Origin of the sequence: Variovorax sp. UMC13, from assembly GCF_014170375.1 — a bacterium.
Lineage (GTDB): Bacteria > Pseudomonadota > Gammaproteobacteria > Burkholderiales > Burkholderiaceae_C > Variovorax.
In genome coordinates this window covers 45301-71582 of record NZ_LZZW01000040.1, presented here as the reverse complement: position 1 = coordinate 71582, position 26282 = coordinate 45301, and the positions used below count along the sequence as shown (strand labels likewise).

Sequence of the window (26282 nt, the reverse complement as noted above, 5' to 3'; positions counted from 1 at the left end):
TTCTGCCTGACCCCGGCTCCTGGCGCGCAGGAGTGGCATCGGTGCGACCCTGCAGCGACGCGGTGGGCAGAGTCAGGGCCTGGGCGCAGCGGGACCGATGTAGCGGAACGACGGCGCAGTGATCCTGCAGCACACGTCGATGGGCGCCACCCAGTCGCTCGCCATGAAAAAAGCCCGGCGCTCTCGCAAGCGGCCGGGCTTCGTGTTTTGACGGCGGATGCCGATCACGCGCTCATTTTTTCTTGCGCGTGGAATTGCGCGTGGCCCCTGGTGCCGAGGTCTGCGACGGCGCCGCGGCGCCGTCCACGCCCAGCCGGCCGCCGCCGCCCAGGCCCTGGCCCCGGACCGACTGCGCCTTGTAGTTGCGCAGCGCCACCACCATCTGGTTGAAGGCGTCCATGAAGGCCGCGCTGATCACCTTGCCCTGCGCGGTGTTGGTGTAGCCGCCCAGGCCGCCCGCGGCGGTGCCGCCGAAGAGCTGGCCGAAGCCGCCGAAGTCGGTCTTGGAGGCGCTGCCTTCCGAGGCCGCGACCTGCACGCCCGAGCGGTTGTCGATCAGCGTCAGCAGCGTGCTGGCTTCCTTGGTCTGCAGGTTGCCGCCCACGGCCGCGAGCACGCCGCCGTAGCGGCCCCCGACCAGGCCGCCGAGCGACGCGCCCATGCCGCCGGCATTGTTGTTGTTGAACACGATCTCGGGTGACAGGCCGTAGTCGGAGGCCACCATCTGGCCGCCGCCGAAATTGCTGCCCTGGCGCATCTCGCCCGACTGCATCAGTGCGCGCTCGCGCGTCATCGCGTTCATGCCGGCCGCGCCGCGCTCGACCACCACGAAGCAGTTCGATTGCTGGATCAGCAGGCGCAGCAGGTTGGCGGTGGGTGGCAGCTTGTATTCGTTGCGCAGGATCGTGTACCAGCCGGCCGACTGGTTCTCGATCAGCGAGACCGTGCCCAGCGGCGAGTCGCACTTCTCGAGCGCGCTGTGGGCGTTGGCCGTGGCGTCGCCCGCGGCCGCGCCGGTGGCGACGGTCTTGGCGCCCTGGGCGCCCATCTGCATGTCGGTGGTCTGGCAGGCGGCGAGCATCGCCAGGCCGGCCAGCACCGATGCGGTCCGGGTGAAGCGCATCAGGCGCGCGGGGGGAGTGGCAGTGTGCATGGTCAGGATCCGAAGCTGCCGCGGCATGCGCGCAGAACGACGGCTCTGGCCGCAATCCGCAGACTGCTCTTCATTGATAACTTTGGTGAGGGAGGGAGCGCCCGGGGCGGGCGAGCCGAAAGTTAAGCGTTGGGCACCGGCGCCGCCAGTGCCGAAAGTCATGTGTCGCTGCTGAGCGCGCGCCGCAGCGCCGCGGCGTTGACCGGCTTGAACAGCATCGGCACGCCCGATTCGCGCGCATGCCGCAGCGGCTCGGGCGCGGTCTCGCCGGTGATCAGCAGCAGGGGCCGCTCGATGCCGAAGCGCCGGTGCAGGCGCAGGCCGACGTCGAGCCCGTTGACGCCGTCGGGCAAGCGGTAGTCGCAGATCAGCATGTCGGCCTGCTGCGAGGGCACCCGGGCGCGGCTCAGCGCGTCGATGGCGCCCTGCTCGTCGCCGACGGCCATCACCTCGATCGACCAGGCCCGCAGCAGCACGGTCATGGCTTCGCGGATGTCGGCCTCGTCGTCGATCAGCAGCACGCGCCGCGGCAGGCTGCCGGCCGTGCGCGCGGCCTGCGCGACGCGCGCGCGGGCTTCGGCCAGCGGCAGCGAGATGCGGAAGCGGCTGCCGCGCCCGACGCTCGAACGCAGTTCGACCGGATGGCCGAGCAGGCGCGACAGGCGCTGCACGATCGACAGGCCGATGCCCAGGCCGCGTGCGCGGTCGCGGCCCGAGTTGCCCACCTGGTAGAACTCCTCGAAGATCCGGTCGCGCTGGTCGGGCGCGATGCCCGCGCCGGTGTCCAGCACGTCGATGCGCACCATGTGGCCGTGCGCGCGCGCCGTCACGGTGACGCCGCCGCGCTGGGTGTATTTGATGGCGTTGTCGATCAGGTTCGACAGCATGCGCGCCAGCAGTTGCGGGTCGCTGTGCACCCACAGGCCGCTGGCGCGCAGGCGCAGCTGCAGGTCCTTCTGCTCGGCCTGGGCCGAGAACACATGGTTGAGCGACAGCAGCAGGGCATCGATCTGCACCGGCTGGAAGGTGGGCGTGACCACGCCGGCGTCCAGGCGCGACACGTCGAGCATGGTGTCGAGCGATTTGCCCAGCGCGTTGACCGCGCGCATCAGGCGCTCGGCGTTGCGCCCTTCGGGCCGGGTCTGGAGCGCGGTCTCGAGTGCGGCACCGAACAGCGCGACCGCGTGCAGCGGCTGGCGCAGGTCGTGGCTGGCGGTGGTCAGGAAGCGCGTCTTCTCGGCGCTCGCGCGCTCGGTGGCCGCGACCTGCTCGCTCAGGCGCGCGGCCAGGGCCTCGTTCTCGAAGCGCAGCAGCAGCGCGTCGGTCAGCTGCCGGTGCTCCTGCACGCCGACCCGCAGCATCAGCGTGAGGTTGACGGTGGCGAAGGCGGCGAGGAACCAGTGCATGCCGTCGCCATGCACGATCAACGCGGCGATCAGTCCGCCCAGCATCGGCAGCGTGTGGCCGTACATCGCGACCGTCAGCGGCCGCAGCGACTGCACGGCGCGCGCGCAGTTGCCAAGCATCACCACCATCAGCACCGCGGTCACGGCGATGTTGCCGGCCGGCACGAAGAGCCAGGGCGCCATCGCATCGGCCAGGCCCATGAGCGTGACGGCCACCGTGATGCGCCGCACCCATCGCGGGCTCTCGGCGGCCGGCGCCGCGGGCGTCCAGCGCGGCGCGAAAGCCAGGTAGGCATAGAGCGCGAGGTGGATGCCGACGAAGGCAATCACCGCCGGTTCGCGCAGCTGCACGTACAGGAAGGCGCCCAGCACCAGGATGAACACCAGCCGCGCGACCAGCGTGGCGTTGTAGATGTAGTAGACCGAGGCGACGTGTTCGCGCAGCACGCGCTGTTCGAGCGCGTCGTCGGCGCTGCGTGCGCCCATGGGCCGGGGCTTCAACGCAGCTGGCTGATCAGCTGCGCCCGCGAGCGCACGCCGAACAGCAGCAGCAGCGTCGAGACATGGTTCTTCACCGTGCCTTCGCTGAGATGGGCCAGCTGCGCGATCTCGCGGTTGGCCTTGCCCTCGAGCACCCATTGCAGCACTTCGAGCTGCCGCGGCGTGAGCTGCTCCAGGGCCTCGGGCCGCTCGGTCGGTGGCAACGCGCCGGGCAAGCCGATGGCGGCACTCTGCACGTCCAGCAGCCCGCAGGCGCGGATGAAGCTCACCACCTCGTTGAGGTCGGCCGACTTGGGCAGGAAGGCCACTGCGCCATGGTCCAGCGCACCGCGCGACAGCGCCGTGTCGACGGTGCCCGAGAGCACCACGATGCGGGCCGAGGGATGGCGCGCGCGGAAGGCGATCAGGCCCTCGAGGCCCTGGGTGTCGGGCAGCGCGAGGTCGAGCAGCACCAGGCCGATCGCGTCCTGCGCGGCCGCGTAGAGCGACAGCGCGCTGGCCAGGCTGTCGGCCTCGAAGACCTCGGTGGCGGTGGCGGCGTGCGGGCGCGCGAGGGGGGACGGGATCGATTCGGTTCGCATTGCGAACCATGGTAGCGAAGCGCCCGGCACGCGGAAGTGCCGGAAGTCATCTTCGCGCCGGCTCAGCCCTGCGCCGGGCCACCCACGGGATCGGCGTCCTCGTCCTCCACCGCCGGGTCCGGTTTCAGGAAGCCGGCCGCGTTCTCGTCGGCGCCGGGCTTGCCGGCCGCTTCCGCTTCTTCCTTGTCGACCTGCGCGACGCGGATCTGGGCCTCGGTGCGGGCCTGTTCGACGAGCACCTCGGTCTGCGCGAGTTCGTCGTGCGTGGATGGCTGCATGGCATGGTCTCCTTGGGTGGGGGCCAAGGGTTGCCGGCCTCCGGTCCCGAGGGTGTAGGAGGCCGCGCAGTGCCGCGATGGGCGAGATCGCCGCGCTGCGGCCGGAAGAGGGCTTCAGCGAACGCCGCGCCCTTCAGCGCACCGCGACGATGAACAGCCGCGGGAAGGGCAGCAGCACCGTGCCGTCGGCCAGCGGCGGATAGGCCTCGGTCACGGCCGCGAGGTAGCGGGCCAGGAAGGCGGCCTTCTCGTCGGCGTCCAGCGGCCCGAGGTAAGGGCGCAGGGCCGAGCCCTCGAACCATTCGACCACCGCCTGCGGGCCGCCCGCCAGCGGGTGGAAGTAGGTGGTGCGCCAGACGTCGACCTGGCTGCAGTGCGGCCGCAGCAGCTGGAAATAGAAGTCCGCGCTGTGCCGCGCGGGGTGCTTGACCGCGCCGATCCTGGCGGCCCAGGGGCCGTCGGCCGCGGTCTGGCGCGCGAGGCGGTGCGCGGGCTCTTCCAGGTTGTCGGGCGTCTGGATCGCCAGGCTGCCGCCGGGCACCAGCTGCTGCGCCAGGTGCGGGTACAGCGTCGCATGGTCGGGCAGCCACTGGAGCGCGGCATTGGCCAGGATCACGTCGAAGGGTTGGGGCGGATTCCAGCGGCCGATGTCGGCCAGCGCGAAGTCCAGGCCCGGCAGCCGCTGGCGCGCGGCGGCCACCATGTCGTCGGAGCTGTCGACGCCGCTCACCTGGGCCTGCGGGAAACGCGCGGCCAGCACTTCGGTGGAGTTGCCCGGGCCGCAGCCCAGGTCGATGGCGCGCTGCACCGCTTCGGTCGGGATGGCCGCGACCAGGTCGCGGACCGGGCGGGTGCGCTCCTGTTCGAAGGTCGAATATTTCTTGGCAGACCAGGTCATCGTGGGTTCCTTGGGAGTTCGGGTGGGTGTGAGCCTCAGCGTAAATCGATAGAGATATGATTTCAAATGCCATGAATGAAGAGTTGCCATACTCCTGAGGTATATCGATGCTGGAACTGCGCCGACTCCATGCCTTTGTCGCGATCGCGCAGGAAGGCCACATCACCCGCGCCGCCGAGCGCCTGGGCATGCAGCAACCGCCCTTGACGCGCCTGCTGCAGGGCCTCGAAGCCGAACTGGGCGTGAAGCTGGTCGAGCGCCTGCCGCGCGGCGTGCGGCTCACCACGGCCGGGCAGGCCCTGCTGGAGGAGGCGCAGGCGGTGCTGGCGCGCGCGGCCGGCGTCGTCGAGGTGGTGCGCCGCGCCGACCGCGGGGAGCAGGGCCGGCTCGGCATCGGCTTCACCAGTTCGGCCGCGCTGCATCCCTTTGTGCCGCGGGTGCTGCGCCAATTCCGGGAAACGCTGCCGGGCGTCGCCGTGGTGCTGGAGGAAGCGGGCACCGGCGAACTCATGGATGCGCTGGTCCACGAGCGGCTGGACGCCGCCTTCGTGCGTTCGCCGCTGAGCGGCACGCCGGCGCTGCAGGCCGTGCCCCTCCTGGAGGAGCCGATGCTGCTGGCGCTGCCCATGGAACACCCCTTGGCGCGCGAGCCCGCCGCGGCCCTGCCGCTGTCCGCGCTGGCCGGCGAGGCCTTCGTGCTGTACCGGCGCAGGGTGGGACTGGGCCTCTACGACGCGATCCTGGTGGCCTGCCGCGAGGCCGGCTTCAGTCCCCGGGTGGTGCAGGAGGCGCCCCGCATGACGGCCACGCTGAGCCTGGTGGCGGCGGGCCTGGGCGTGTCCATCGTGCCGGCCTCGATGAAGCGCCTGCGCGGCGATGGCATCGTCTACCGCGCGCTCTCCGGTTGCCCGGGCCTGAGCGCACCGCTGCACCTGGCGACGCGGGTGGGTGACAGCGCCTCGGTGCTGCGCCGCCTGCGGGAGATGGTGGCCGAGGCGGCCCGGGCCGAAGCCCTGCCACGGCGCGCCGACTGAATGCCGCAGCGCTTCGGCGGGGCGCTGCGCCCTGGAGAAAGGCCGGATATCAATTCGTGAAAACCTTGGCAAGGGGTGGTTCTAGAACTTTTGACAACTGTCATAAAAGGTCTGTTGAGCACTACGATGACCCCATGTCCTTCCCGAACCCCGACTCCTCCGAATTCGCCGCACTGATGGATTTCATCGCCACGGGCGGCCGCGAGCGCGAGGAACTCAAGGCCTACCGCGACCCCGACGCCCTGAGCGCGGAGATGCTGGCGCCGCGGGCACGCGCCATGACCGCCAGCCTGGTGACCATCGCCAAGGCGGTGATCGGCCGGCCCGGCTGAAGCTAGCGTGCCGGCGCCGGAATCGGCGTGACGGTCTCGCGGATCACCCCGCCACCCAGCACGCTGCCTTCGGTCGCCGAAGCGCCCGTGCCGCGGATCCTCGCCTCGCAATCGGCCCGGTCCGCCACCGGCTGCAACTGGCAACGCTCGAGCGCGTTCTGGTCGTAGGTGCCGGACGAGGCGCTGGTCAGCCCGCTGCGCTGGGCCTCCTGCCTGGCCGCGCCGGCTTCCCGCAGGCAGGCCGCACGGTCCTGCTGCACGCCATCGCAGGTGGCGCGTTCGCGCTGCATGCGGGCGTCGGTGCCGGGCGCCGCGGCCTGGGCGAAGGCAGCGGGCGCACCGGCCAGCGCGCCGGTGGCGCAGAGGGCGAGGGCCAAGGAACGGACAGAGATCGTCATGGTTGCAACTCCTGGATGAGAGGATGAGTGAGAGAGGCCGCCGGTGCATCCGGGGGCCTGGGCCTGCCACTGTGGACGCCCGCCTGCCGACCGCTGCGGGACGGCATGGCGAAGCGCAGGGCGGCGCGCCGCCAATCGCTGTCGGACGGTTCTTTCAAGCGGCCGGGCTGTCGCCGCCCGACGCCGGCGCCTGCGTCTTGAACAGGCCGCGCACGTTGGTGGCGGCCAATCCGAGCTGCAGGGCGATCAATGCCCAGGCCTGGGTGTGCAGTCCCCAGGCCACCCAGAGCGCATTGCTCAGCAGGAAGCACCAGAAGCCGATGTTGCGGCGCGGCTTGGCATTCGAGCCCATGAGCCAGGCCGCGCCCAGCGAGGCCACCATGGCGGGCCATTGGACGAGGTCCAGCCATTCGGCGGAGAAGATCGGCATGGCAGTGCACTTTCCGTGACGGTGAGGGGAGCCCATCCTAGGAGGGCGGGCCTGCCATCCGCTGCAGGCGGCCGCCTCTCTTCGCTGCGGGGGCCACCAAGTGTGGCGATTGGCCGACAAGACCGCTTCGGCTTCGCAGGCATCATCCCTGCGCCAAAACCGGCAGGCTGCGCTGCGGCATCTTTTTCTTCATCGCATGTCCGATCACCCTTCATCTCTCGCCGTGACCGAGGCGACATCGCCGGATCTGCTCTCGTCCTGCCACACGGAACCGATCCGGGTCCCTGGCGCGGTGCAGCCGCACGGCCGCCTGCTGGTGCTCGACCCCGTGACCCGCCAACTGGTGGCCCGCAGCGAGAACTGGCCGCCCGACGCCGTCCCCGCGGCCCTGCACGCACTCGAGGCCTTCGCGCTGCCCGAACTGCCGGCCGGTGCCGCACCGGCGTCGCTCGGCGTCTGGACGCTGGATGGCGCCCGCTGGGACGTGTCGGGCCATCGGACCGAGCGGCACCTGCTGCTCGAGTTCGAACCCGCGCGCCCGACCGAGGGCAACGAGGCCCCGATCTATTCGCTGACGCGGGTCTTCCTGCCCCGCCTGCAGGAGGCCGATTCGGTGCCGGCGCTGACGCAGCTCGTGGCGGTCGAGATGAAGCGCCTGACCGGCTTCGGCCGCTGCCTGGTCTACCGTTTCGACGAAGCGGGCCATGGCGAGGTCATGGCCGAGGCCATCGATGCCGGCTACGACAGCTATGCGGGCCATCATTTCCCGGCCGGCGACATCCCCCAGCAGGCGCGCGCGCTCTACGTGCTCAACCAGTTCCGGCTGATCGCCGATGCCAACTACATCCCGGTCCCCTTGCGCATCGAGGCCGCCTCGCTGTCCGCCGCGGACATCGACCTGTCGCAGGCACAACTGCGCAGCGTGTCGCCGGTCCACCTCGAGTACATGCGCAACATGGGCACGCTGTCGTCCATGTCGGTCTCGATCGTCATCGACGGGCAGCTCTGGGGCCTGGTGTCCTGCCACGACCACGCGCCGCGCTTCATCGGCATGTCGACGCGGCTGGCCTGCGAGCATCTCGGTCAGTTGCTCGCGCTGCAGATCAGCTCGAAGGAAGCCAATCGCCTGGTCGCCGAACGGCTGGTGCTGCGCCAGCTGACGCTGCAGATCGTCGCGCACCTGTCGGACAGCGATGCCACGCTCAAGCGCCTGGTGCTGGAACCCTCGCTGATGCTGCGCGTCGCGCGGGCCACCGGGGCCGCGGTGGTGCTGGACGACGCGGTCTGGAGCGTCGGCGACGTGCCACCCGAGGCCGACATCCAGGGCCTGGCGCAATGGATCTCCGGCCTCGGCCAGGAGGTCTATCACAGCGACACGCTGGCCCGGCACTACGCACCCGCGGCGGCGCTCCAGTTCTCGGCCGCCGGCGTGCTGGCGGTCTCGATCTCGCAGGTGCACCGCCACCTGATCCTGTGGTTCCGGCCGGAGATCGTCAAGACCGTGACCTGGGCCGGCAACCCGCGCAAGAACGCCATCGCCGAGGACGGGCGCATCCACCCGCGCAAGAGCTTCGAGAGCTGGCAGGAGCGCATCCGCGGCAGCGCCCAGGCCTGGTCCGATGCCGAGATCGGCGCCGTCGGCGAACTGCGGCAGGCGCTGATCGGCATCGTGCTGCGGCGGGCCGAGGAACTGGCCGAAGTGGCGCACGAACTCACCCGCGTGAACAAGGAACTCGAAGCCTTCTCGTACACGGTGTCGCACGACCTGCGGGCGCCGATGCGCCACATCGCCGGCTATGTCGACCTGGTGGTCGACGCCGAGGGCAAGGCGCTGTCGCCGCGCGCGCTGCGCTACATGGCGAACGTCAAGGACGCCGCCTCCTTCGCCGGCCAGCTGGTCGATGCGCTGCTGGACTTCTCGCGCATGGGGCGCGCCGCGCTCAAGCGGCGTCCGGTCGACACACGCTTGCTGGTCGGCGACCTGGTGCGCGAACTCTCGCGCCAGGAGCCGCCGCAGCGGCAGGTCGAATGGGTGCTGGACGCGCACTATCCGGCGATCCATGCCGATCCCCTGCTGCTGCAGGTCGCGACGCGCAACCTGCTGGCCAATGCCCTGAAGTACTCGCGCGGCCGCGATCCCGCGCGCATCGTGGTGCGCACCGTCAGCACCGAAGCGGGTGACGGCCTCGAGATCGAGGACAACGGCGTCGGCTTCCAGATGCAGTACGTCGGCAAGCTCTTCGGCGTGTTCCAGCGCCTGCACCAGGCCGAGGAATTCGAAGGCACGGGCATCGGCCTGGCCAACGTCAAGCGCATCGTCGAACGCCACGGCGGCACGGTGTGGGCCGTGGGTGAGCCCGGCGCCGGCGCGCGCTTCGGCTTCGTGCTGCCCCGGCGCGAGGACATCCCCGCCCAGAACCCTCCAGACACCTCTCCAACCTCCCCGCACGGAACCCTGTGATGCTGAAGCCGATCCTTCTCGTCGAAGACGACAAACGAGACCTCGAACTGACCCTGATCGCGCTCGAGCGCAGCCAGCTCGCCAACGAGGTGGTGATCCAGCGCGACGGCGCCGCGGCGCTCGACTACCTGAAGCGCGATGGCGATTACGCCGGCCGCAGCGAAGGCAATCCGGCCGTCATCCTGCTCGACCTGAAGCTGCCCAAGGTCAACGGGCTGGAGGTGCTCGAAGCCGTGCGCGCCGACCCGGCCCTGCGCAGCGTGCCCGTCGTGATGCTGACCTCGTCGCAGGAAGAGGCGGACGTGCTGAAGAGCTACCAGCTGGGCGTCAACGCCTACGTGGTGAAGCCGGTGGCCTTCGACCGCTTCGTCAGCGCCATCGCCGACCTGGGCGTCTTCTGGGCCGTGCTGAACGAGCCGCCGCCGGGTTCGCTGAAGGCGCTGCGCCACAATGAGCAGCCCTGATCCGGCCGCACGCCCCGGCCATGCGCCCCCGCTGCGCGTGCTGATCCTCGAGGACTCGCGCTTCGACGCCGAACTGCTGACCGAGACGCTGGACCGCACCTACGCGGCGATCGAGACGACCATCGTGCAGGACGAGCAGGCCTTCGTGCAGGCCCTGGCCCACGACCGCTTCGACGTGATCCTGTCCGATTTCGAACTGCCCGGCTTCTCCGGCGGGCAGGCGCTGGAACTGGCGCGCAAGGCCGTGCCCTCGGTGCCCTTCATCTTCGTCTCCGGCGTGATCGGCGAGGACAACGCGGTCGAGCTGCTCAAGCGCGGTGCCACCGACTACGTGAGCAAGGGGCGCCTCGCACGGCTGCCGCTGGTGCTCGAGCGCGCCTTGAAGGAGGCGGCCGATCGGCGCACGCTCGGCATCGCGGAGCACCGCTTGCGCGACGCGCATGCGGCGGCCGACCGCATCGAGTCGCGCCGGATGGCGCTGATCGAACTGAGCGACCACATCCGCGACATGGACGACCCGGCTGCGATGGCCTACATGGCCGCGCAGATGCTGGGGCGGCAGCTCGGCGTCGACCGGGCCGGCTACGGCGTCGTGGACACCGTGGCGGAAACGATCGTCATCGAGCGGGACTGGAACGCACCGGGCGTGCACAGCCTGGCCGGGGTCATGCGATTCCGCGACTACGGCTCCTACATCGAGGATCTCAAGCACGGCGTGACGGTCGCCTTCGCCGATGCGCGCGAGGACCCCCGCACGCACGCCACCGCCGCCGCGCTCGAAGCCATCCGTGCGCGCGCGGTCGTGAACATGCCCATGACCGAGCAGGGCGGGCTGGTCGGCCTGCTCTACCTGAACCATGGCGAGGTGCGACCGTGGCCCAGCGACGAACTGGAATTCGTGCGCGACGTCGGTGACCGGCTGCGCTCCGCCATCGCGCGGCGCGAGGCGCAGATCGCGTTGACGGCCTTCGCCGCATCGCTCGAGCGCCAGGTGGAGGCGCGCGCGGCCGAACTCGAGGCCGCCAAGGAGCAGCTGCGCCAGAGCCAGAAGCTCGAGGCGGTAGGCCAGCTCACCGGCGGGCTGGCGCACGACTTCAACAACCTGCTGGCGGCGATCTCCGGCAGCCTCGAACTCATGCGCCGGCGCGGCCCGCTGGCCCGTCCGGGCGACCTCGAGCGCTACATCGGCGTGGCACAGGGCGCGACCCAGCGGGCGGCGGCCCTGACCCATCGCCTGCTGGCCTTCTCGCGCCGCCAGACGCTCGAACCCAGGCACCTGGACCTCAATGAGCTGATCCACGGCATGGAAGACCTGATCCGCCGCACCGTCGGGCCGGAGATCACGCTGGACGTCCATGCGGCGCCGGGCCTCTGGAGCGCGCACGTCGATGCGGGCCAGTTCGAGAATTCGCTGCTCAACCTGTGCATCAACGCGCGCGATGCGATGCCCGGCGGCGGCCGGCTCGTCATCGAGACGGCCAACCTGTCGCTCGATGCGCAGGCGGCCCGCGCCGCCGACCTGTCGCCCGGGGCCTATGTGTCGATCTGCGTGCGCGACAGCGGCGTCGGCATGTCGGAGGAGGTGGCGCAGCGGGCCTTCGACCCCTTCTTCACCACCAAGCCGCTGGGCATGGGGACCGGCCTGGGCCTGTCGATGATCTACGGCTTCGCCAAGCAGTCCGGCGGCCGCGTCGGCATCCGGTCGAAGGTGGGGGAAGGGACGACGGTGACCATCGAGTTGCCGCGCAGCGAGATGCCGGCCGAGGCGCAGGCCACGCAGCCCCAGGGCCTGGAGCCGGCGCCGCGCGCGCCCGCCGGGGAGACGGTGCTGGTGGTCGACGACGAAGCCGCGCTGCGCATGCTGATCGTGGAGGTCATGCAGGAACTCGGCTATGCCACGCTCGAGGCCGGCAACGGCGCCGAGGCCCTGCGCTGGCTGCATTCGGGCCGGCAGATCGACCTGCTGATCACCGACGTGGGCCTGCCCGGCGGCATGAACGGCCGCCAGGTGGCCGATGCCGCGCGCACCGGGCGGCCCCAGCTCAAGGTGCTGTTCATCACGGGTTACGCGGAGAGCGTGGTGCTCGGCCAGGGCTCCTTCGACCGCGACATGCACGTGATGACCAAGCCCTTCGAGATGCACGCGCTGGCCCGGCGCGTCAAGGACCTGATCGACGGGCCCTGAGGCGCGCCGGCTCCGGTGGCGCGCCTATTCCGGCAGCGTCGCCGCGACCCGCCCGGCCGCGATGCGCTGCGCCAGGTGCGCCAGCGCCTCCTCGACCTGGTCGACCAGGATCAGCGAGAGGTCGCCCGGCTGCAGCATCGCCAGCGCGCGGTCGATGGCCACGAACTCGCCGCGGATCTCCTCCACGTGCTGGGTACGGCGCGCGCCCTGCAGGCCCTGGCGCAGCAGCGCCATCACCTCGCCGTCGGCGCGGCCGCGCTGGGCCGCGTCCTGGTAGAGGATCACGTCGTCGAAGGCCTCGCCCAGGATGGCGGTCTGGTCGCGGATGTCGCAGTCGCGCCGGTCGCCGGCACCGCTGATCACCACCGAGCGGCGCTGGGCCGGCAGGGTGTCGACGGCGGCCACCAGCGCCTTCATGGCGTCGGTGTTGTGGCCATAGTCGGCGATCACGGTGGCGCCGTTGTACTCCATCACGTTGAAGCGGCCCGGCACGCCGGCTGCGTCGTTCATGAAGCTCGACAGCCCGCTGCGGATGGTGTCCCAGTCCAGGCCCACGGCCCAGGCCGCGGCCGTGGCGGCCATCACGTTCTCGACCTGGAAGGGCAGGGTGCCGTTGCGGGTGATCGGCACGTCGCGCAGCGGCACGCGCTCGCGCCACGAGCCCTCGGCCGCCACCAGCGCATCGCCGTCGATGTGCACGGTGCGCTTGCCCTGCGCGCGGTGCGTGGCCATCACCGGGTGCTGGCGGTCGACGCTGAAGAAGATCACGCCGCCGGGGCAGCCGGCCGCCATCGCGGCCACGTTGGGGTCGCTGGCGTTGAGCACCGCGTAGCCGGCCTCGGCCACGTTGCGCACGATCACCCGCTTGAGCACCGCCAGGTCCTCGACCGTGGTGATGTAGTTCAGGCCCAGGTGGTCGCCGCTGCCGATGTTGGTCACCACCGCCACCTGGCAGCGGTCGAAGCCCAGGCCCTCGCGCAGCACGCCGCCGCGCGCGACCTCGAACACGGCCGCGTCGACCTCGGGGTGCAGCAGCACGTTGCGCGCGCTCTTGGGGCCGCTGCAGTCGCCGCTGTCGGTCTGGCGGCCGTCGACCCACACGCCGTCGGTGTTGGTCATGCCGGTGCGCAGGCCGCTCGAGGCCAGGATGTGGTTGATCAGCCGCGCGGTGGTGGTCTTGCCGTTGGTGCCGGTGACGGCCACGACCGGGATGCGGCCGTCGTCGCCGTGGGCGAACAGCGTGTCCATCACCGCCTCGCCGACCGCGCGGCCGCGGCCGAACGAAGGCGAGATGTGCATGCGCAGGCCCGGCGCGGCATTGACCTCGACCACGCCGCCATGCTGCTCCTCCAGCGGGCGCAGCACGTTCTCGCAGACCATGTCGACGCCGCAGATGTGCAGGCCGACCATCTGCGCCGCGTCGACCGCACGCGCGGCGATCTCGGGGTGCACGGTGTCGGTCACGTCGGTGGCGGTGCCGCCGGTCGAGAGGTTCGCGTTGTTGCGCAGCACCACGCGCTGGCCCAGTGCGGGCACGCTGTCGGGCGTCAGGCCCTGGGCTTCGAGGCGGCCGACCGCGATGTCGTCGAGGCGGATCTTGGTCAGCGAGGTCGCATGGCCTTCGCCGCGGCGCGGGTCGAGGTTGACGGTGTCGACCAGCTGCCGGACCGTGGCGCTGCCGTCGCCGATCACCTGCGGCGGATCGCGCCGCGCGGCGGCCACCAGCCGATCGCCCACCACCAGCAGGCGGTAGTCGAAGCCGGGCAGGAATTTCTCCACCATGACTTCGCCGTAGGTCGCGGCCGAGGCGTAGGCGGCGTCGAGCTGTTCGCGGCTCACGATGTTGACCGTCACGCCCTTGCCCTGGTTGCCGTCCTGCGGCTTGACCACCACCGGCAGGCCGATCTCGAGCGCGGCGGCCCAGCCGTCGGCGGCGTCGCTGACCGGGCGGCCCAGCGGCACCGGCACGCCGGCTGCGTTGAGCAGCTGCTTGGTGAGTTCCTTGTCCTGCGCGATGGCCTCGGCCACGCCACTGGTGCTATCGATCTCGGCCGCCTGGATGCGGCGCTGGCGCGAGCCCCATCCGAACTGCACCAGGCTGCCGCGCGTGAGCCGGCGGTAGGGGATGCCGCGGGCCACGGCCGCATCGACGATCGAGCCGGTGCTCGGGCCCAGGCGCTCGGATTCGTCGAGGTCGCGCAGCTCGGCCAGCGCGGCCTGCAGGTCGAAGGCGCCGTCGTCCAGCGCGGCGGCGATCAGGTCCTCGGCCAGCTTCACCGCGCGCCGGCCCACGGCCTCCTCGCAGTACTGCATCACCACCTGGTAGACGCCGTCCTCGGTGGTGCGCGTGGTGCGGCCGAAGACCACGCTGCAGCCCGACTGGGCCTGCAGCGCCATCACGGCGTTTTCCAGCACATGGGCCAGCGCAAGCGGCTGGCCCAGCACCATCGGGTGCAGTTCGCCGATGGTCGGGAACAGCGCGCGCAGCCGGGCCTCGAAGCCGGGCAGTTGCTCGATCGCGTTCTCGGCGCCGTGGCAGGCAACGACGGCTTCGATGGCCGTGTGGCGGCTCCAGAGATTGGGGCCGCGCAGGGCGCGGGTGCGGGTGACTTGCATGGCGTTGAAACCTTTGCGGCCATCGAAGGCCGTCGATTCATCAGGCGAATTGGGGCTCGGGCTGGGGTGCGCTCTGCGACAGCTGCAGGGAGGCGAGGGCGGCTTGCAGATCGGCCTCGAAGGCCTCGGCGCCGGCACCGATCAGGTTGAGCGGAATGCCCAGCGCCCAGGCGGCGGCGACCGCGGCCAGCAGCACGTCGAGGCTGACGCCCGCGTGCGTGGCGCGCCAGACCGTGAGCCGGCCCAGGCCGGGCAGGAAGGATTCGCTGGTGCCGTTGGCCAGCACCACGCGGTCCTGGCGCACCAGCACGGCACGGCCGCCCTCGGCGCGGTGCGGCGCCAGCGCGGCGGCCTGCGGGTCGGCCGCATAGAGGATCACGGCGCCGTCGCACAGCGGCGCCAGCGCGGCCACGCGCGGGTCGGCGGCGTTCAGCACGGCGGTGCCCTGGGGCAGCACCACGTCGACCTGGGTGCGCAGCACCTTGACCATCTGGTCGCTCTCGGTGATATCGAACTCGGCCAGCGCCTCGGCGCCGTCGAGGTCGGTCACGATGCCGACCTGGCAGCGGTCGTAGGCCAGGCCGTCGCGCAGGATCGACGCGGCGCCGTTCTCGATCACCACGGCCTGCACCGAGCGGTTGACCAGCAGCCGGTGGCCGGCTTCCCAGTTGGCGCTGGGGCGGGCGTCGACGCGGCGGCGCTCGAGGAACAGGCCGTCGCCGCAGGCCAGGCCGGTGTAGCGGCCGCCCAGGCCGGTGAGCCAGGCCAGCAGGCGCGCCAGCACGGCCGTGTCGCGCGAGCCGGCCACGCCGACCACGGGGATGCGGCCGGGCAGTTCGGCGTCGTCGCCGTCGGGGAACAGGTGCTCGCAGATCACGCGGCCCACGGGGCGCGGCGAGCCGACGGCCGGCTTCAGGTGCATCAGCAGGCCCGGGCCGGCGTTGACCTCGACGATCGCGCCGCGTTGGGCCGCCAGCGGCCGCGAGATGTCCTCGGCCACCAAGTCGATGCCGGCGATGTCCAGGCCGACCACGCGCGCGGCCAGCACGGCCGCATGGGCCACTTCGGGGTGGACCTGGTCGGTGCAGTCCACGCCCAGGTTGCCGCTGCGCTGGATCGTGACGACCCGGCCCTTGGCCGGCACGGCACCGCCGTCGAGCGCCTGGCGCTGCAGTTCGAGCTGCAGCTTGGCGTCGGTCGCGACGTCGATCACGTCGAGCGGGAATTCTTCCTCGGCGCCGCGGCGCGGGTCGCTGTTGAGCTGGCTGTCGATCAGCGCGGCCACGGTCGAGGTGCCGTCGCCGGTCACGGTGATGATGTCGCCGCGCGCCGCCGCGACCACCTGGCCGCCGACCACCAGCAGGCGGTGCTCGTGGCCGCGCACGAAGCGCTCGACCATCACGTCGCTGCCTTCGGGCTCGGCCACCGCGAAGGCGGCCATGACTTCTTCGCGCGTCGTGAGTTCGAGCGAGACGCCGCGGCCGTGGTTGGCGTCGGAGGGCTTGACCACCACCGGCAGGCCGATGTCCTCGGCCGCTTCCCAGGCTTCCTCGGCGCTCTCGACCACCTGGCCTTCGGGCACCGGCACGCCGCAGCTCTGCAGCAGCGACTTGGTCAGTTCCTTGTCGCTGGCGATCGATTCGCCGATGGCGCTGGTGTGGTCGGTCTCGGCGGTCCAGATGCGCTGCTGGCTCGCGCCATAGCCCAGCTGCACCAGGTTGCCGCCGTTGAGGCGCAGGTGCGGGATGCCGCGGTCGGTGGCCGCGCCCACGATGGCCGCGGTGCTCGGGCCCAGGTAGCAGTCCTCGACCTTGGCCTTGACCACGTCGACGGCGCGCTGCACGTCGGCGGCGTCGAAGGGCGTGTTGTTGATGGCGGCCATCAGCAGGCGATGGCCCTCGGCCAGCGCGACGCGCGCGACCTGCTCGTCACGGGCGCGGAACACCATCCGGTAGACCGCGTGCTGCGAGGTGCTGCGGGTCTGGCCGAAGCCGGTCGGCATGCCGGCCAGGTTCAGCAGCTCGATCACCACGTGCTCGAGCACATGGCCGGCCCAGGTGCCTTCGTTGAGGCGCTGGATGAAGCCGCCGCGCTCGCCCACGCCGCAGTGGTGCTCGATCAGCGCCGGCAGCAGGGTGGTCAGGCGCTCGGTGAAGCCGGGCACCAGGTTGGAGGGGAAGTCCTCGAGCCGGCCCAGGTCGAGCCAGACCTCGAGCACCGGACGGTAGGTCCAGAGGTTCGGGCCGCGCAAATAACGGGTACGGAGCAGTCGGATGTCGTCGAAACAGGTCATGGAAACGTTCGTTGTGCTTGGGCCGAGCACGCGGGCGCCCTCAGGCGCGCCCATGGCGATCGATCAGAATCGGCGCCGGGCGGGCACCTTGGCGTGGTTCGGCGAGGACCAGAGACACAGAAAGACAATGCAACATCACGATCCAATCGGCACCCCGGAGGGCGAAGCGGGGCCGGTTTCAGAAGCGCTGAAAAGCCGGCTCTCAGTCGCGGAAAACGTTCTGGCGACGCTCACGGTTGACCTTGACGGCGAACTTCGGTTTGCACAAGGGCTGCTGGCCCTCAGCGATCGACGGCTGCTGGCCCGATCCGCAGAGGGGGTTTGGCGTGAGTGGGCGCTCACAACAGCCGGACTTTCCATGCAGCTGAGCGATCACGCGGGCGTCGGCACCATCGACCTGCAAAGCGATGCCGGCCATCTGGCGCGCTGGCGTTACACCTTGGCACAGCAAGCGGACGCGCTGCGCCTGTTCAAGTTGCTGGGCCAGCGGGCCGGCAGTGTCGCGCTGGCGACAGAGCCGGTCGACGCGGAGGAACTGCCCGCGGAAACCGTGTCGGCCGCGCCGCCCTCCACCTGGGTGCTGCTGCGCCTGGGCCGTTTCGCCAAGCCCTACCGCAAGCAGCTGATCGCGGGCTTCCTGCTGACGCTGGCCTCGACCGCCGCCACGCTGGTGCCACCCTACCTGACCATCCCGCTGATGGACGACATCCTGATCCCGTTCCAGAACGGCCATCAGATCGCCATGAGCAAGGTCGCGCTGTTCCTGGGTGCGCTGCTCACAGCCGCGCTGGCCGGCTGGGGCCTGGGCTGGGCCCGCACCTACCTGCTGGCGCTGGTGTCCGAGCGCATCGGCGCCGACCTGCGCACCACCACCTACGAGCACCTGCTGACGCTGCCGCTGGACTACTTCGGCGGCAAGCGCACCGGCGACCTGATGGCGCGCATCGGCTCCGAGACCGACCGCATCAACGTCTTCCTCTCGCTGCACGCGCTCGACTTCCTGACCGACGTGCTGATGATCGTGATGACGGCGGTGATCCTGTTCTCGATCAACCCGCTGCTGGCGGTGGTGACGCTGGTGCCGCTGCCCTTCATCGCCTGGATGATCCATGTGGTTCGCGACCGGTTGCGCACCGGCTTCGAGAAGATCGACCGGGTGTGGAGCGAGGTCACCAACGTGCTGGCCGACACCATCCCGGGCATCCGCGTGGTCAAGGCCTTCGCGCAGGAAAAGCGCGAGGCCGACCGCTTCCATGCCGCCAACGCCTACAACCTGCAGGTCAACGACAAGCTCAACAAGACCTGGTCGCTGTTCACGCCCAGCGTGTCGCTGCTGACCGAGATCGGGCTGCTGGTGGTCTGGGGCTTCGGCATCTGGCAGGTGGCGCGCGGCAGCATCACGGTGGGCGTGCTGACCGCCTTCATCGCCTACATCGGCCGCTTCTACACCCGGCTCGACTCGATGAGCCGCATCGTCTCGGTCACGCAGAAGGCCGCGGCCGGCGCCAAGCGCATCTTCGACATCCTCGACCATGTGAGCAACGTGCCGGAGCCGCTCAACCCGGTCAAGGTCGACCGGCCCTCGGGCCGCATCGAGCTGGCCGACGTGGGCTTCCGCTACGGCTCGCGCGCGGTGATCCGCGACCTCGACCTGGTGATCCAGCCCGGCGAGATGATCGGCCTGGTGGGCCACAGCGGTTCGGGCAAGAGCACGCTGGTCAACCTGATCTGCCGCTTCTACGACGTGACCGACGGCGCGATCAAGGTCGACGGCACCGACATCCGCCGTTTCGCGGTGGCCGACTACCGGCGCCACGTCGGACTGGTGCTGCAGGAGCCCTTCCTGTTCTTCGGCACCATCGCGCAGAACATCGCCTACGGCAAGCCCGAGGCCACGCGCGAGGAGATCGTCGCGGCCGCGCGCGCGGCCCATGCGCACGACTTCATCCTGCGCCTGCCGCACGGCTACGACTCGCTGGTGGGCGAGCGCGGCCAGGGCCTGTCGGGCGGCGAGCGCCAGCGCATCAGCATCGCGCGCGCGCTGCTGATCGACCCGCGCATCCTGATCCTCGACGAGGCCACCTCGGCGGTCGACACCGAGACCGAGAAGGAGATCCAGAAGGCGCTCGACAACCTGGTGAAGGGCCGCACCACCATCGCCATCGCGCACCGGCTGTCGACGCTGCGCAAGGCCGACCGGCTGGTCGTGATGGACCGCGGCGAGGTGGTCGAGGTCGGCCCGCACGACGTGCTGATGGAGAAGCAGGGCGCCTACTGGCGGCTCTACCAGGCGCAGTTGCGCCAAGCCGACGAGGAGGCCAGCGACGGTGCCGTGGCCGAGCGCGCCGCGGTGGCCGTGGCGCTGCTGTCGAACCAGAACCATGCGGCCCATCCCGCGGGAGAGGCGTGATGACAACCCCCGACTTCCAACTCGCGCGCGACGCCTTCGACCGCCTGGTGCTGACCGACGCCGAAGGCCAGCGCCACGAGGGCATCGTGCCGGTGCGCGCCTTCCCGCTCAGCGCGCCGCAGGCCGGCCTGTCGCTGGTGGGCGCCGACGGCCGCGAGCGGCTCTGGATCGACCGGCTCGACGAGCTGCCGCCCGCCATGCGCGCGCTGCTCGACGAGGACCTCGCGGCCCGCGATTTCGCGCCCGCGCTGCTGAAGCTGCATGCGGTGTCGAGCTTCGGCGTGCCCAGCACCTGGCGGGTCGACACCGACCACGGCCCGACGAGCTTCGTGCTCAAGGCCGAGGAAGACATCCGCCGGCTGGCCGACGGCGCGCTGCTGATCGCCAGCGCCCACGGCGTGCAGTTCCGGATCGCCGACCCGAAGACCTTGGACCGGCCTTCGCGCAAGCTGCTCGAGCGCTTTCTCTGAGGCGCGGCGGACCGGCCGCGCGTGGCGACCGGTGCGTCAAGAAAGAAACATTCGGCGAGTCCGACCGTGCACAGGTCGCTCGCCGTTTTCTTTGGTCCGAATGAAAACTTTCCAATTCTTTTTTGGCCTCAACTGAGGGGTCTGTATGCAATGTCTCAATTCATTGAAATGACATTGAATTTCCCTCTGCTACGAGGAGAAGTGGTGATTTTCAAACCGTTTTCCAGGGGAAAAATTGGCCTTTAGGATGTAATAAAAAAACATTAGATCCACGAAGCTTTTACAGGCTTCGGAATTGAGAAAAAGGACGCAAAAAAGCACGCTTCAATAGCGCAAGCGTGTAACGAAAGGCTGATAATTGTTTCCAGTCGTTATGAATTCAGTCCTTTTTCCAATTGCCATCCGCACGCGTTTCGACCGGTCGAGCGATCGGGCGCAGGGCGGGGGGCGGGGTTCCAGATGACGGACGCAGCCACCGCGGCACTGCGCAGGCCCTCGCTGGGCCTGAGCGTCGAAGGGTTGGCTCCGCGCGACGAGCTGCTGCTGAAATCCCTGGTGCGCCTGCTCGATCACCGCACGCAGCACCAATGGAGCTTCCATGCCGCGCGCTGCGACCTGCTGATCGCGGGCGAGGGCCTCGGCGGCCTGGCCACGGTGTCGGGGACTGCCGCGGGCGACGGGCCGCCACCGACCGTCCTGCGGGCCGCTCGCGCCGGAGCGGGCGCCCACGCACTGAACCTGCCCTTGAATCCCGAAGCGCTCGAGCAGGCGCTCAACCGCGCTGGCGCCGCCATCGTCGAGGCGCGCCAGCGGGCCGAGGCGCAGGCGGCGGTGCCGATCCTGGATGACGAGCGGGCCTTTCAGCTGACGCGCTGGCCGCCGTCGGAGCTGCTGCGCGGGCCGGGCCGCCTGGCGCTGGCGACCCTGCTGGTCAGCCGGCCCTGCACCGTGACGCAGCTGCATCTGCGCGGCTGCGCCGAGCGTTCGGTCTGCCTCGCCTTCCTCCACGAACTGCAGCGCGCGCAGCTGTTGCGCAGCGACGAAGCCCACACCGCCGGACCGTCGAGCGCCCCGGTGCCGGCACCGGCGCTGCCGGGCCTGTTCGCCCGCATCCGCCGCCGCCTCGGCCTGCTGCCGGGCCTCGCCTCATGATCGAACACAAGATCCTTTTCTCCGGCACCATGGGTGCCGGCAAGACCACGGCCATCGCCGCGGTCAGCGAGATCGGTCCCTTGAGCACCGACGTGCGCAACACCGACGAATCGGTGGCCAAGGCCACCACCACCGTCGGCCTCGACTACGGTGAGCTGACCCTGGACAACGGCGAGCGCCTGCGCCTCTACGGCACGCCGGGCCAGCCGCGCTTCGCCTTCATGTGGGACATCCTGGCCCGCGGCGCGCTCGGCCTGGTGATCCTGATCGACAACAGCCGGCCCGATCCGCTGGCCGACCTCGACGTCTACCTCGACGGTTTCGCCGACCTGATCGGCCGCTCGGCCTGCGTGGTCGGCATCGGCCGCTCCGAGACCCATGCGTCGCCCGACATCGACGCCCACGGCCGCCACATGGCCGCGCGCGGCGTGGTGTGCCCGGTGCTGCCGGTCGACGTGCGCGAGCGCGCGCAGGTGCTGCAGCTGCTCGATCTCCTTCTTCTCCAGCTCGAATCCCGGTCCCTGTCGGACCTGCGCGCATGAACATCCCTCCCCACATCCATGCGGTCGCCCAGGCCGCCGTCGACAGTCTCATGCGCGAGGTCAAGGGCGTGCGGGCCGTGGTGGTGTCCACCGAGGACGGCTTCGAGGTCACGGGCCGGATCGAGAACACCGCCAAGGTGGCGCAGCTGTCGGCGGTGGCCAGTTCGCTGGCGGCGCTGGGCTCGCTCTCGGGCGAGGAAAGCAACCTCGGCGCCTGCACCAGCGTGACGGTGGAAGCGGCCCACGGCCATGTGGTGATGGTGCAGGCGCGCCACCGCGAGGTGGACCTGATCGTGAGCGTGGTCGCCGGGCGCGATGCGGTCATCGGCCAGGTCCTGTACTTCGCCAAGCAGGCGGCGCGCACGCTGGCGCAGGCCTGAACGCGGCGTCGCACACACATCGATCGCCGGCGCCCATTTCTCGCCCGGGCGGCGGCTTTTTCAACGGGCGATGAACTCAACGAGGAAATGAAATGGCAACCATCAAGCAATCCATGGAAGACCTGATGACCAGCGACGGCGCCATGTGCGCCGCCCTGGTGGACTCGGACAGCGGGATGATCCTGGGCCAGATCGGCTCGGGCCTCGACCTCGAGGTGGCTGCCGCGGGCAACACCGAAGTCGTGCGTGCCAAGCTCAAGACGATGCGCTCGCTGGGCATCAACGACGCGATCGAGGACATCCTCATCACGCTCGGCAAGCAGTACCACATCCTGCGCCCGATGGTGAAGCAGGAGGGCCTGTTCCTCTACGTGGTGCTCGACAAGGCCAAGTCGAACCTGGCGCTGGCCCGCCGCAAGGTGCTGAGCGTCGAGCAGGACCTGGTGATCTGAGCGGGCGGCCGAAGAACGGCCGCCCGGCCGTTCAGTCCAGCAGGTCGGAGTACTCGCCGCGCTCGTAGCTGCCGATCTGCTGCCAGGGCAGCGCCTTCGGCGCCGCGATGGCCGAGGCGGTCATCACGTTGAGCGAGGTGCCGTGCGCGTTGCGCTGCTCGATCTTGCGCGCGTAGCGGCCTGCCACGTCCCAGTCGATGCGCAGCGTGCTCTCGCCCTGCTGCAGCTCGTAGCGCTGCACGCCCTTGCCGGCCGCGCCCAGGTCCTTCATGCGCTTCAGGCTCGCCGGGTCGACCAGCCAGTAGGCGTTGGCCCAGGAGCCGTTGTAGCCGACGTTGCCGTAGTTGGCGGCATCGACCTCGATCAGCTTGCGCTGCTGGCGCAGCACCATCCCCACCTGCACCTTGCCGCCCGCATCGCGCCGCACCCACAGCGGCGCCGCGGTGTTGTCGGCATGGGCGTGGCCGATGTGCACCTTGCCCTCGCGGGCCTCGTGCGCATGGTCCTCGCGCAGCGCCGGCGGCAGCTCGCGCTCGACCCACACCGAATCGGCGCGGCGGAACATCAGGTCGGCGTAGCGGCTCTCGCGCTGCACGCCGTCCTTGCCGATCGTCAGCACGTGGTGGCTGATGCGCAGGTTCTGGTCGGGCGCCGTCGCATCGCCCGCGGCGATTCCCGCCAATGGAACGACTGCGAGAAAAGCCGCCAGCCCCAGGCCAGGGATGCCGCGGAACCGGCTTTGCCGGGCCGCTGGCATCGCCCCCTGGAAGGGGGTTGGCGAAGCGACACGCAGTGCGCGAAGACTGGGGGTGAGCCTGTTCACAGGCCCGCCGCTTCCTTGACCTTGTTGAACACCTTGGTGTTCTCCACGGTGCCCTTGAACAGCTTCGAACCCGCGCCGCCCGCGAACAGCATCACATCGCCGCCGCCGTGCGTTTCCGCGCCGGGCGTGCCGAGGTTGATGCCGACTTCCTGCAGGTAGTTGTCGTCGGTGGTGTCCATCGCGCTCTGGTCGTCGCGCACCGGGCCGCGTGCGGGCGCGATCCAGGGCTTGTTGCCGTCTTCGGCGTTGACCTGGCTCGAAGGCGTGGCGTTGGGGCGGCCGCCGTTGCCGAACACCAGCGTGGTGTAGGGCTTGCCGTCCGCGGCCTTCGTGGGCTTGCCGTCGGCGTAGCCGTTGACCAGGCCCAGGATCGGGTTGCCGATCTTCGGGTAGCCGTTGAAGGCCATCGCGTGGTCATGGTCGGCCGTGACCACCACCAGCGTGTTCTTCAGGCCCGGGTCCTTCTTGTTCATGATGTCGAGCGCGGTCTGGATGGCCGCGTCGAAGGCCAGCGTGTCTTCCAGCGCACGCTTGGCGTTGGTGCCGTGCAGCGCGTGGTCGATGCGGCCGCCTTCGACCATCAGGAAGAAGCCCTTGTCGTTCTTGCTCAGCACGCCCAATGCCTTCTCGGTCATGTCCGACAGGCTGGGCTGGTCGAGCTTCTGCTTCACGCGGTCCAGCTCGTAGGCCATTTCGCTGGGCGAGAACAGGCCCAGCAGCTTGCCGGTGGCGGCCGTGTCGACGGCTTTGAGCTGGGTGCCGGTGTCGACGTAGGCATAGCCCTTGGCCTTCATCGCGGCCACCAGGTCCACGCCGTCGGTGCGCTTGGTACCGGCGCCGACCAGGTAGTTGCGCTGGCCGCCACCCATCAGCACGTCGATGCCGTCGAGCAGCTTGGGGTTGTAGTTGGCATGGCCCGGCACGCTCTGCTCGGCGATGGTGTTGTAGCCGTTGCGGTTGCAGATGTGGGCATAGGTGGTGGCTGGCGTGGCATGGCCGACGCGCGTGGTCGACACCGCGCCGACCGCGCGGCCCTTGGCCTTGGCCAGCTCGAGCAGCGTGTCGGCGGCCTTGCCGTTGGTGGGCTGGCAGGTGGTGTCTTCGCCGTTGATGTACTGCTTGCCGGCGCTGTCGTAGGCCATGGTGTCGCTCGACATCGAGATCACCTCGTTGCGCATCTTCACGCCCGTCATGTAGGCGGCCATCGAGGGCGCGCTGTCGGTGGTCTGGCCGTCGAGCGAAAAGGTCTTCACGCGCGCCGCGTAGGGCAGCGACTGCATCACGAGGGTGGCGCGCTCGGAGCTCACCAGCGAGCCGGGCTTGGCGGCCAACTGCTTCTCGCCCTTGTAGATGCGCGCGGCGGTCACGGTGACCGGGCCCATGCCGTCGCCGAGGAAGAAGATCACGTTCTTGGCTTCGCCGGCGGCGTGGGCGCCGAAGGCCAGCGTGCCGGCGGCGGCGCAGACGAGGGCGGCGGCCAGGCGGGTGGTGCGGTTGGTGCGGTTCATGGTCGTGTTCATGGTTGTGTTCGTCGGTGGGCGGCGTTCGCCACTCACAGGCCGACCGCCTTCTTGATCAGGCCGAACACGTCGGTGTTGGTGAGGACGCCGGCAAAGTTGTCGGCGCCCAGGCCTTGCGCGCCGAGGAACACGTCGGCGCCGCCGTGGGTTTCGGAGTCGCTCGTGGGGTCGGTCGGGACCACGGCTTCCTGGCGGTAGTCCTTGTTCTCCAGTGCCGTGCTGTCGATGCCGCTACGCGTGGCCAGTCGAACCGGGCCATTGCCGAAGCCGATGATGGTGTACGGGTTGCCTTCGACGTCCTTGCTGGTTTTGCTGGTGTCGACATAGTCCTTTACCAGACCGAGCACGCCCGGCTTGTTGGCTTCGGTCTTGCCGGTGCGCGCGGCATAGCCGTTGAGTTGCAGCGTGTGGTCGTGGTCGGCCGTGACCACCACCAGCGTGTTCTTCAGGCCCGGGTCGACGGCTTGCATCTTGCTCAGCGCGAGCTTGATGGCGTCGTCGAAGGCGCCGGTGTCCTGCAGCGCGCGGCGTGCGTTGGTGGCGTGCAGCGCATGGTCGATGCGGCCGCCTTCGACCATCAGGAAGAAGCCCTTCTTGCGCGCGGCCAGTGCGTCGATGGCCTTGCCGGTCATCTCGGCCAGGCTCGGTTCCTTGCTGGCGTCGCGGTCCAGGTCGTAGGCCATGTGGCTCTTGGTGAACAGGCCGACGATCTTGGTGCTGCCGTCGACCGGCAGCTTGTCGAAGTCGCTCTTGCTGGCGGCGTAGCTGTACTTGGCGGTCTTGAGTTCGGCGATCAGGTCGCGCTTGTCGTTGCGCTTGCCGCCGGCTTCCTTGGACAGGAAGTAGTCGGTGCCGCCGCCGAAGAGCACGTCGATGCCGTCACCCAGCTTGCCGTTGAAGCCGCTGCCGCCCGGCACCAGCGCCGCGGCGATGGTGTTCTCGGCGTCGCGGTGGCAGACGTGCGAGTAGGTGGCGGCCGGCGTGGCGTGCGTGATGCGGGTGGTGGTCACCACGCCGGTGGCGTAGCCCTTGGCCTTGCTCTGCTCGAGCAGCGTCTCGACGGCCTGGCCGTTGGTCGACGGACAGGTGCTGTCGAAACTCACGTGATACGCCTTGCCCGCGGCGTCGGTGGCCTTGGTGTCGGGCGTCATCGAGATGACTTCGTTGTTCATCTTGATGCCGGTCATGTAGGCCGACATCGAGGGCGCGCTGTCGGTGACCTGGGCGTCGTTCGAATAGGTGTGGACGAAGGCCGTCTCGGGCAGCGTGTCCATCGTCAGGTCGCCGTCCTCGCCGACCTTGTAGATGCGCGCGGCGGTCATGGTGGTGATGCCCATGCCATCGCCCAGGAAGAACAGCACGTTCTTCGGCGCCTGTGCCACCGGCGGCGGTGTCGTCGTCGGCGGTTGCAGTTGCGGGCCTTGGCTGCTGCCGCCGCAGGCGGTCAGCAGCAGTGAAACGCCCAGCAGCGCTGGGGCAATGAAGCGTTGGGTCATGCGACTC

At 70.0% G+C, this 26282-nt stretch carries 23 protein-coding genes; 11 read left to right on the top strand and 12 right to left on the bottom strand.

What is annotated here, in order from left to right:
* Positions 1 to 232: 232 nt before the first annotated feature.
* The 5 genes from A9977_RS32435 to tam form a co-directional block, all read right to left on the bottom strand.
* The gene (locus A9977_RS32435; protein ID WP_183029014.1) at positions 233 to 1123 is read right to left on the bottom strand and encodes a CsgG/HfaB family protein; all 891 of its coding nucleotides are present in this window, start codon (positions 1121 to 1123) and stop codon (positions 233 to 235) included.
* Positions 1124 to 1311: 188 nt separating this feature from the next.
* Complete coding sequence (locus A9977_RS32430) at positions 1312 to 3045, bottom strand: hybrid sensor histidine kinase/response regulator (RefSeq protein ID WP_183028943.1); 1734 nt, start codon at positions 3043 to 3045, stop codon at positions 1312 to 1314.
* A gap of 11 nt (positions 3046 to 3056) precedes the next feature.
* Positions 3057 to 3641: a response regulator transcription factor gene (locus A9977_RS32425; RefSeq protein WP_183028942.1), complete on the bottom strand. Its 585-nt coding sequence runs from the start codon at positions 3639 to 3641 to the stop codon at positions 3057 to 3059.
* 62 nt (positions 3642 to 3703) lie between these two features.
* Positions 3704 to 3919 (bottom strand): hypothetical protein, encoded by a 216-nt coding sequence (locus tag A9977_RS32420; RefSeq protein WP_183028941.1) that lies wholly within the window; start codon positions 3917 to 3919, stop codon positions 3704 to 3706.
* 133 nt (positions 3920 to 4052) lie between these two features.
* Positions 4053 to 4817: a trans-aconitate 2-methyltransferase gene (gene tam / locus A9977_RS32415; protein ID WP_183028940.1), complete on the bottom strand. Its 765-nt coding sequence runs from the start codon at positions 4815 to 4817 to the stop codon at positions 4053 to 4055.
* Positions 4818 to 4924: 107 nt separating this feature from the next.
* On the opposite strand from tam, the gene A9977_RS32410 reads away from it, so the two are divergent.
* Positions 4925 to 5851, top strand: a complete 927-nt coding sequence (locus A9977_RS32410) for a LysR family transcriptional regulator (protein WP_183028939.1) — start codon at positions 4925 to 4927, stop codon at positions 5849 to 5851.
* Positions 5852 to 5985: 134 nt separating this feature from the next.
* Positions 5986 to 6183, top strand: coding sequence for a hypothetical protein (locus tag A9977_RS32405; RefSeq protein WP_183028938.1), 198 nt, complete (start codon positions 5986 to 5988; stop codon positions 6181 to 6183).
* A 2-nt stretch (positions 6184 to 6185) separates the two neighbouring features.
* Here the strand turns inward: A9977_RS32405 and A9977_RS32400 are convergent, their stop codons facing one another.
* Positions 6186 to 6581 (bottom strand): hypothetical protein, encoded by a 396-nt coding sequence (locus A9977_RS32400; RefSeq protein WP_183028937.1) that lies wholly within the window; start codon positions 6579 to 6581, stop codon positions 6186 to 6188.
* 154 nt (positions 6582 to 6735) lie between these two features.
* The gene (locus A9977_RS32395) at positions 6736 to 7011 is read right to left on the bottom strand and encodes a hypothetical protein (RefSeq protein ID WP_183028936.1); all 276 of its coding nucleotides are present in this window, start codon (positions 7009 to 7011) and stop codon (positions 6736 to 6738) included.
* 223 nt (positions 7012 to 7234) lie between these two features.
* Between A9977_RS32395 and A9977_RS32390 the strand changes: the two genes are divergently transcribed.
* The 3 genes from A9977_RS32390 to A9977_RS32380 are packed head-to-tail and all read left to right on the top strand — an operon-like array spanning position 7235 to position 12121.
* Positions 7235 to 9472 carry an ATP-binding protein gene (locus A9977_RS32390; RefSeq protein WP_310936238.1) on the top strand — a complete coding sequence of 746 codons (2238 nt, stop codon included), beginning with the start codon at positions 7235 to 7237 and terminating at the stop codon, positions 9470 to 9472.
* Positions 9472 to 9936 carry a response regulator gene (locus A9977_RS32385; protein ID WP_183028934.1) on the top strand — a complete coding sequence of 155 codons (465 nt, stop codon included), beginning with the start codon at positions 9472 to 9474 and terminating at the stop codon, positions 9934 to 9936. The genes A9977_RS32390 and A9977_RS32385 overlap by 1 nt, the downstream gene beginning before the upstream one ends.
* Positions 9923 to 12121: a response regulator gene (locus A9977_RS32380; RefSeq protein WP_183028933.1), complete on the top strand. Its 2199-nt coding sequence runs from the start codon at positions 9923 to 9925 to the stop codon at positions 12119 to 12121. The genes A9977_RS32385 and A9977_RS32380 overlap by 14 nt, the downstream gene beginning before the upstream one ends.
* Before the next feature lie 24 nt (positions 12122 to 12145).
* Here the strand turns inward: A9977_RS32380 and cphA (A9977_RS32375) are convergent, their stop codons facing one another.
* Complete coding sequence (gene cphA / locus A9977_RS32375; RefSeq protein WP_183028932.1) at positions 12146 to 14737, bottom strand: cyanophycin synthetase; 2592 nt, start codon at positions 14735 to 14737, stop codon at positions 12146 to 12148.
* A gap of 40 nt (positions 14738 to 14777) precedes the next feature.
* Positions 14778 to 17030 carry a cyanophycin synthetase gene (gene cphA, locus A9977_RS32370; RefSeq protein WP_259652253.1) on the bottom strand — a complete coding sequence of 751 codons (2253 nt, stop codon included), beginning with the start codon at positions 17028 to 17030 and terminating at the stop codon, positions 14778 to 14780.
* A 127-nt stretch (positions 17031 to 17157) separates the two neighbouring features.
* On the opposite strand from cphA (A9977_RS32370), the gene A9977_RS32365 reads away from it, so the two are divergent.
* The 6 genes from A9977_RS32365 to A9977_RS32340 all read left to right on the top strand — a co-directional run bounded on the left by A9977_RS32365 (position 17158) and on the right by A9977_RS32340 (position 22436).
* Positions 17158 to 19440: an ABC transporter ATP-binding protein gene (locus A9977_RS32365; protein WP_183028930.1), complete on the top strand. Its 2283-nt coding sequence runs from the start codon at positions 17158 to 17160 to the stop codon at positions 19438 to 19440.
* On the top strand, positions 19440 to 19910 hold the full coding sequence (locus tag A9977_RS32360) for a DUF1854 domain-containing protein (RefSeq protein WP_183028929.1): 471 nt from the start codon (positions 19440 to 19442) through the stop codon (positions 19908 to 19910). The genes A9977_RS32365 and A9977_RS32360 overlap by 1 nt, the downstream gene beginning before the upstream one ends.
* A gap of 459 nt (positions 19911 to 20369) precedes the next feature.
* Positions 20370 to 21062 carry a hypothetical protein gene (locus A9977_RS32355; protein ID WP_183028928.1) on the top strand — a complete coding sequence of 231 codons (693 nt, stop codon included), beginning with the start codon at positions 20370 to 20372 and terminating at the stop codon, positions 21060 to 21062.
* Positions 21059 to 21604, top strand: coding sequence for an ATP/GTP-binding protein (locus A9977_RS32350; RefSeq protein WP_183028927.1), 546 nt, complete (start codon positions 21059 to 21061; stop codon positions 21602 to 21604). The genes A9977_RS32355 and A9977_RS32350 overlap by 4 nt, the downstream gene beginning before the upstream one ends.
* Positions 21601 to 21984, top strand: a complete 384-nt coding sequence (locus A9977_RS32345) for a hypothetical protein (protein ID WP_183028926.1) — start codon at positions 21601 to 21603, stop codon at positions 21982 to 21984. Before A9977_RS32350 ends, A9977_RS32345 begins: the two co-directional genes overlap by 4 nt.
* 92 nt (positions 21985 to 22076) lie before the next feature.
* Complete coding sequence (locus A9977_RS32340; protein WP_183028925.1) at positions 22077 to 22436, top strand: hypothetical protein; 360 nt, start codon at positions 22077 to 22079, stop codon at positions 22434 to 22436.
* A 31-nt stretch (positions 22437 to 22467) separates the two neighbouring features.
* Here the strand turns inward: A9977_RS32340 and A9977_RS32335 are convergent, their stop codons facing one another.
* The 3 genes from A9977_RS32335 to A9977_RS32325 all read right to left on the bottom strand — a co-directional run bounded on the left by A9977_RS32335 (position 22468) and on the right by A9977_RS32325 (position 26275).
* Positions 22468 to 23118 carry a hypothetical protein gene (locus A9977_RS32335; protein WP_259652252.1) on the bottom strand — a complete coding sequence of 217 codons (651 nt, stop codon included), beginning with the start codon at positions 23116 to 23118 and terminating at the stop codon, positions 22468 to 22470.
* Positions 23119 to 23255: 137 nt separating this feature from the next.
* The gene (locus tag A9977_RS32330) at positions 23256 to 24779 is read right to left on the bottom strand and encodes an alkaline phosphatase (protein WP_183028924.1); all 1524 of its coding nucleotides are present in this window, start codon (positions 24777 to 24779) and stop codon (positions 23256 to 23258) included.
* 32 nt (positions 24780 to 24811) lie between these two features.
* The gene (locus A9977_RS32325; RefSeq protein ID WP_183028923.1) at positions 24812 to 26275 is read right to left on the bottom strand and encodes an alkaline phosphatase; all 1464 of its coding nucleotides are present in this window, start codon (positions 26273 to 26275) and stop codon (positions 24812 to 24814) included.
* Between the last annotated feature and the right edge of the window lie 7 nt (positions 26276 to 26282).

What these genes read in the sequence shown, in the direction of transcription:
- A9977_RS32350 (WP_183028927.1), top strand. Translation starts at nt 21,059, where the DNA reads ATGATCGAACACAAGATCCTTTTCTCCGGCACCATGGGTGCCGGCAAG.
- A9977_RS32340 (WP_183028925.1), top strand. Translation starts at nt 22,077, where the DNA reads ATGGCAACCATCAAGCAATCCATGGAAGACCTGATGACCAGCGACGGC.
- A9977_RS32330 (WP_183028924.1), bottom strand. Translation starts at nt 24,779, where the DNA reads ATGAACACGACCATGAACCGCACCAACCGCACCACCCGCCTGGCCGCC.
- A9977_RS32395 (WP_183028936.1), bottom strand. Translation starts at nt 7,011, where the DNA reads ATGCCGATCTTCTCCGCCGAATGGCTGGACCTCGTCCAATGGCCCGCC.
- A9977_RS32345 (WP_183028926.1), top strand. Translation starts at nt 21,601, where the DNA reads ATGAACATCCCTCCCCACATCCATGCGGTCGCCCAGGCCGCCGTCGAC.
- A9977_RS32355 (WP_183028928.1), top strand. Translation starts at nt 20,370, where the DNA reads ATGACGGACGCAGCCACCGCGGCACTGCGCAGGCCCTCGCTGGGCCTG.
- A9977_RS32430 (WP_183028943.1), bottom strand. Translation starts at nt 3,045, where the DNA reads ATGGGCGCACGCAGCGCCGACGACGCGCTCGAACAGCGCGTGCTGCGC.
- A9977_RS32410 (WP_183028939.1), top strand. Translation starts at nt 4,925, where the DNA reads ATGCTGGAACTGCGCCGACTCCATGCCTTTGTCGCGATCGCGCAGGAA.
- A9977_RS32400 (WP_183028937.1), bottom strand. Translation starts at nt 6,581, where the DNA reads ATGACGATCTCTGTCCGTTCCTTGGCCCTCGCCCTCTGCGCCACCGGC.
- A9977_RS32360 (WP_183028929.1), top strand. Translation starts at nt 19,440, where the DNA reads ATGACAACCCCCGACTTCCAACTCGCGCGCGACGCCTTCGACCGCCTG.
- cphA (WP_183028932.1), bottom strand. Translation starts at nt 14,737, where the DNA reads ATGCAAGTCACCCGCACCCGCGCCCTGCGCGGCCCCAATCTCTGGAGC.
- A9977_RS32405 (WP_183028938.1), top strand. Translation starts at nt 5,986, where the DNA reads ATGTCCTTCCCGAACCCCGACTCCTCCGAATTCGCCGCACTGATGGAT.
- A9977_RS32425 (WP_183028942.1), bottom strand. Translation starts at nt 3,641, where the DNA reads ATGCGAACCGAATCGATCCCGTCCCCCCTCGCGCGCCCGCACGCCGCC.
- A9977_RS32385 (WP_183028934.1), top strand. Translation starts at nt 9,472, where the DNA reads ATGCTGAAGCCGATCCTTCTCGTCGAAGACGACAAACGAGACCTCGAA.
- A9977_RS32325 (WP_183028923.1), bottom strand. Translation starts at nt 26,275, where the DNA reads ATGACCCAACGCTTCATTGCCCCAGCGCTGCTGGGCGTTTCACTGCTG.
- cphA (WP_259652253.1), bottom strand. Translation starts at nt 17,030, where the DNA reads ATGACCTGTTTCGACGACATCCGACTGCTCCGTACCCGTTATTTGCGC.
- A9977_RS32365 (WP_183028930.1), top strand. Translation starts at nt 17,158, where the DNA reads ATGCAACATCACGATCCAATCGGCACCCCGGAGGGCGAAGCGGGGCCG.
- A9977_RS32380 (WP_183028933.1), top strand. Translation starts at nt 9,923, where the DNA reads ATGAGCAGCCCTGATCCGGCCGCACGCCCCGGCCATGCGCCCCCGCTG.
- tam (WP_183028940.1), bottom strand. Translation starts at nt 4,817, where the DNA reads ATGACCTGGTCTGCCAAGAAATATTCGACCTTCGAACAGGAGCGCACC.
- A9977_RS32435 (WP_183029014.1), bottom strand. Translation starts at nt 1,123, where the DNA reads ATGCGCTTCACCCGGACCGCATCGGTGCTGGCCGGCCTGGCGATGCTC.
- A9977_RS32420 (WP_183028941.1), bottom strand. Translation starts at nt 3,919, where the DNA reads ATGCAGCCATCCACGCACGACGAACTCGCGCAGACCGAGGTGCTCGTC.